Source organism: Bathymodiolus azoricus thioautotrophic gill symbiont (assembly GCF_001298715.1).
Lineage (GTDB): Bacteria > Pseudomonadota > Gammaproteobacteria > PS1 > Pseudothioglobaceae > Thiodubiliella.
In genome coordinates, this window is record NZ_CDSC02000257.1 from 1 (window position 1) to 4,600 (window position 4,600).

The following is a 4,600-nucleotide window of genomic DNA, read 5'->3' on the forward strand; positions in this document are numbered from 1 at the left end:
AACAAGAACAAAACCTAAACAAAAAATATTTTAAATGATGAAAATACCATGATTAAAGCCATTCAACACATCCAAGCACTGAGCCAGTTTAAACAAAACGCACTTAACCAAAAACTCTCTAAAGTAGGTGTTGAATTAATTGGCACGGAGTTTGTACATTTTGCGCATTGTAAGCACAAACTTAACGAAAATGAAACCACAACTTTAGAGGCCTTACTCAGTTATGAGCAAAGCGTTGAATTTAACACAAAATCACAAATTATTATCATTCCACGCCTTGGCACTATCTCGCCTTGGTCATCTAAGGCCAGTGATATTTTGCACTTGTGTGGGTTAACCAGCATATCACGCATTGAACACGGCATTATCTATCATTTTGATCAGGCCATCACGGATAAAAAAGCAGTTCTGTTGGTGATTATGGATAAGATGACAGAGTCTGAGTTGCCCTTTATTGATGAAGCACACAGTATTTTTGATGACTTTGAGCCACGCCCTTTTGAGTGTGTTGATATTTTATCAAAGGGTAAATCTGCACTAGCGTATGCCAACACCATCTTAGGCTTGGCACTGTCTGATGGTGAGATTGATTACTTGGTCGATAATTTTACAAAATTAAAACGCAATCCAACCGATGTGGAATTGATGATGTTTGCACAAGCAAACTCTGAGCATTGTCGCCATAAAATTTTCAATGCAGACTGGACGATTGATGGGGTTGAACAAGCAAAAAGCCTATTTGCCATGATTCGCAACACTTATCATCAACACCCTGAAGGCTTGCTCAGTGTGTATTCAGACAACTCAGCGGTAATGGAAGGCTATGAAGGTGAGCGTTTTTATGCTGATGAAAATGGCAAATATGTTAGCTCTAACGAACATAGAGCGATTTTAATGAAAGTAGAAACACACAACCACCCTACCGCTATTGCCCCGCATCCAGGGGCAGCGACAGGCTCTGGTGGAGAGATTCGTGATGAAGGGGCAACGGGTCAGGGGTCAAAACCAAAAGTGGGCTTGTGTGGATTTAGTGTTTCCAACCTTAAAATTAACGGTGCACAGCAACCGTGGGAAGTGGATTATGGCAAACCCAATCAAATTGTCTCAGCACTTGATATTATGCTTGAAGGTCCAATTGGTGCTGCGAGCTTTAACAATGAATTTGGTCGTCCAAATATATTGGGCTATTTTAGGACTTATGAGCAAGCAACACCAAATGGTGATGTGCGTGGTTATCACAAGCCTATTATGCTGGCAGGTGGTTTGGGGCACATTCAAGCGCAACATATTGAAAAAGGCAATATCCCTGTAGGCAGCAAAATTATCGTTCTAGGTGGCCCTGCAATGTTAATCGGCTTAGGCGGTGGCGCTGCTTCCAGTATTAATAGCGGTGAACAAAACGAAGACCTAGATTTTGCCTCAGTACAACGCGCTAATCCAGAGATGGAAAGACGCGCACAAGAGGTGATTGATCGTTGCACCAATTTAGGTGATAAAAACCCAATCATCTCTATTCACGATATCGGTGCGGGTGGGCTATCTAATGGATTGCCTGAATTGGTCAATGACGCAGGCAAAGGGGGGCGATTTAAACTGCGTAATATTCCAAACGATGACAAGCAAATGTCGCCATTAGAGGTTTGGTGCAATGAGTCACAAGAGCGTTATGTGCTTGCAATTAGCGATGAAAGCCTTGAATTATTCAGCGCACTTTGCGAGCGTGAACGAGCGCCATTTGCAGTATTGGGCGAGGCAACCAAAGAACAAGAATTGATTTTAAGTGATGAATTATTTAATAATAATCCCATTCAAATACCAATGGCAGTGCTACTTGGCAATCCACCAAAAACAACGATTAATGCAACGACACAAGCCATTAACCTTAATGCCTTAGATACAAGCACTATTGAGTTAGACGAAGCGATCACTAGAATATTACAACTACCGAGTGTTGCCAGCAAAAACTTTCTCATCACGATTGGCGATAGAAGTGTCACAGGCATGGTGGCACGCGACCAATTTGTTGGGCCGTGGCAAGTACCCGTGGCAGATTGCGCTATTTCTACTTCCGATTACACAGGCTACAAAGGTGAAATTATGTCTTTGGGTGAGCGAGCACCGCTCGCATTATGTGATGCGAATGCCGCTGCCAGAATGACAATCGGTGAAGCACTCACCAATATGTTGGGTGGTTATATACAAGACATTGCCCATATTAGCCTAAGTGCCAACTGGATGAGTGCCAGTGGTCATGTGGGTGAGGATGCTAAATTATTTGAAGCAGTAACAGCAGTGGGTATGGACTTATGTCCAGAGTTAGGCTTGAGCGTACCCGTAGGTAAAGACTCCATGAGTATGAAAAGTACTTGGCAAGAAAATGGACAAGACAAGTCAGTAACCGCGCCACTGTCCCTTGTCATTACGGCATTTTCTAAAACATCGGATGTTCGCATACAAATCACCCCGCTATTGGATACCTCCATAGAGGGTGAGTTGCTACTGATTGATTTAGGCAAAGGTCAAAATCGACTGGGTGGCTCGTGCTTAGCGCAAGTCTATAATCAAATCGGTGTTGATGCACCCAATCTTGATGATTCAACGCTCTTTAAAAACTTTTTTACCACCATAAACCAACTTAATAAAGACGATTTAATCAGTGCCTACCATGACCGCAGCGATGGTGGTGTTATCACCACGCTACTGGAAATGGCATTTGCCTCTCACTGCGGTTTAGATATTATAAATGACGATATCAATGCATTATTTAATGAAGAATTAGGCTGTGTTATTCAGGTAAGTAACGCCAACAAAGTGTCGGTGATAAACGCCTTGTCTAAAGCTGGATTAGCAAACTGCATACATACCATTGCCACAATCAATAATACTGATACCATTAATATTGGTAACTTCAGTAAAAAACGCAGTGCACTGCAACAACTGTGGAGCAAAACCTCCTACGAGATTGCCAAACTTAGAGACAACCCTAAGTGTGCCAAAGAAGAATTTGACGCAATAGCACAAGACACCCCAGGGTTGCAAACACAGCTAAGTTTTGATGTCAATCAAGTGCCAGTTATTCTAACCCATAGACCTAAAGTTGCTATTTTGCGTGAGCAAGGCGTGAATGGGCATATTGAAATGGCAGTATCTTTTGACAAGGCAGGTTTTGAAGCCGTTGATGTGCATATGAGTGATATTTTACAAAACCGTCTTTCGTTATCTGAGTTTAGTGGCTTGGTGGCTTGCGGTGGTTTTTCGTATGGCGATGTGCTGGGTGCTGGGCGTGGTTGGGCGAGTTCTATTCTTTATAATCCGCGTGCTAAAGAGGAGTTTGAAGCCTTTTTTAATCGTAATGAGAGTTTTGCTTTGGGGGTTTGTAATGGTTGTCAAATGCTCTCTCAATTAGGTGAAATCATTCCTGGTAGTGCGCATTTCCCCACTTTTAAACGCAATACCTCCGAACAATTTGAAGCCCGCTTCTCTTCGGTGAAAATCGGCAAAAGTAATTCAATCTTTTTAGATGGTATGCAAGACTCAGTCATGCCAATTGCCATTGCACATGGTGAAGGTCGCGCTATTTTTACAGGTGAACAATCAAACAACATCGCTTTGCAATATGTTGACCACAGCACCAACCCAACACAATCCTACCCACACAACCCTAATGGCTCTGACAATGCAGTAGCAGGGGTTAGCAACGACTCTGGGCGAGTAACTATTATGATGCCACATCCAGAGCGTGTTATTAGAGCAGTGCAAAACTCACACCACCCAAAAGATTGGGATGAGCGCAGCCCATGGATAAAAATGTTTGAAAATGCTAGGACTTGGGTTGGTTGAATATAAATTAATTCGCTCAAAACGAAAAACACTGTCTTTACAAATTGATAAAGACGGCGCCTTATCAGTGCGTGCGCCCATGCACTTAAGTGTCAAAAAAATTGAAAGTTTCATTTGTGAAAAACAGCTCTGGATTGAAACCAAGCAAACACAGATACGGGCAACAAAACCCGATAAAATCAACTATCAAGCGGGGGAATATTTTTTATTTTTAGGTTGCTTATACCCTTTAAAATTAGACAATACTGAGGTGCCTGTACGCTTAAACAATAAAAAATTTTACTTAAGCACAATCTATGATGCCGCAGCCGCTTTCCATTGGTTTTACAAAAAAGAATTTATCAAAATCGCCCTACCTAGGCTTGAATATTACAGTCAAAAACACAATTTAATCTTTAACCAAGTGCGCTTCAAAGCACAAAAAACACGCTGGGGTTCTTGCTCTAGTCAAAATAATATCAACCTTAACTACTTACTAATGATGGCGCCCATGTGGGTTATTGATGCCGTTATCGCCCACGAATTAGCACACATAGCACACAAAAATCACAGCAAAGACTTTTATCAGCTACTGGACAGTATGATTTCAACACGCAAGCAAGCGGATATTTGGCTCCAAGACAATACTCAGAAACTGCATAATTTATAGACAACTTGATTGCTAATTGAAATAATTACTGGAGACCTTTGCATAAATAGGGATGATTAGCAAAATCCAATTTTTGCCCAATTGATGATTTCTTTAAACCTTGTCCTAGCA

At 41.7% G+C, this 4,600-nt stretch carries 2 protein-coding genes; both read left to right on the forward strand.

Features of this window, described 5'->3' with window-relative positions; all coding sequences use genetic code 11:
* The first annotated feature begins 48 nt into the window (after window positions 1–48).
* Window positions 49–3,840, forward strand: a complete 3,792-nt coding sequence (gene purL, locus BAZSYMA_RS04845; RefSeq protein WP_090716211.1) for a phosphoribosylformylglycinamidine synthase — start codon at window positions 49–51, stop codon at window positions 3,838–3,840.
* The gene (locus BAZSYMA_RS04850; protein WP_090716213.1) at window positions 3,818–4,489 is read left to right on the forward strand and encodes a M48 family metallopeptidase; all 672 of its coding nucleotides are present in this window, start codon (window positions 3,818–3,820) and stop codon (window positions 4,487–4,489) included. The genes purL and BAZSYMA_RS04850 overlap by 23 nt, the downstream gene beginning before the upstream one ends.
* Window positions 4,490–4,600 lie beyond the last annotated feature (111 nt).

Coding starts and splice junctions, on each gene's coding strand:
- purL (WP_090716211.1), top strand. CDS start 49: ATGATTAAAGCCATTCAACACATCCAAGCACTGAGCCAGTTTAAACAA.
- BAZSYMA_RS04850 (WP_090716213.1), top strand. CDS start 3,818: ATGCTAGGACTTGGGTTGGTTGAATATAAATTAATTCGCTCAAAACGA.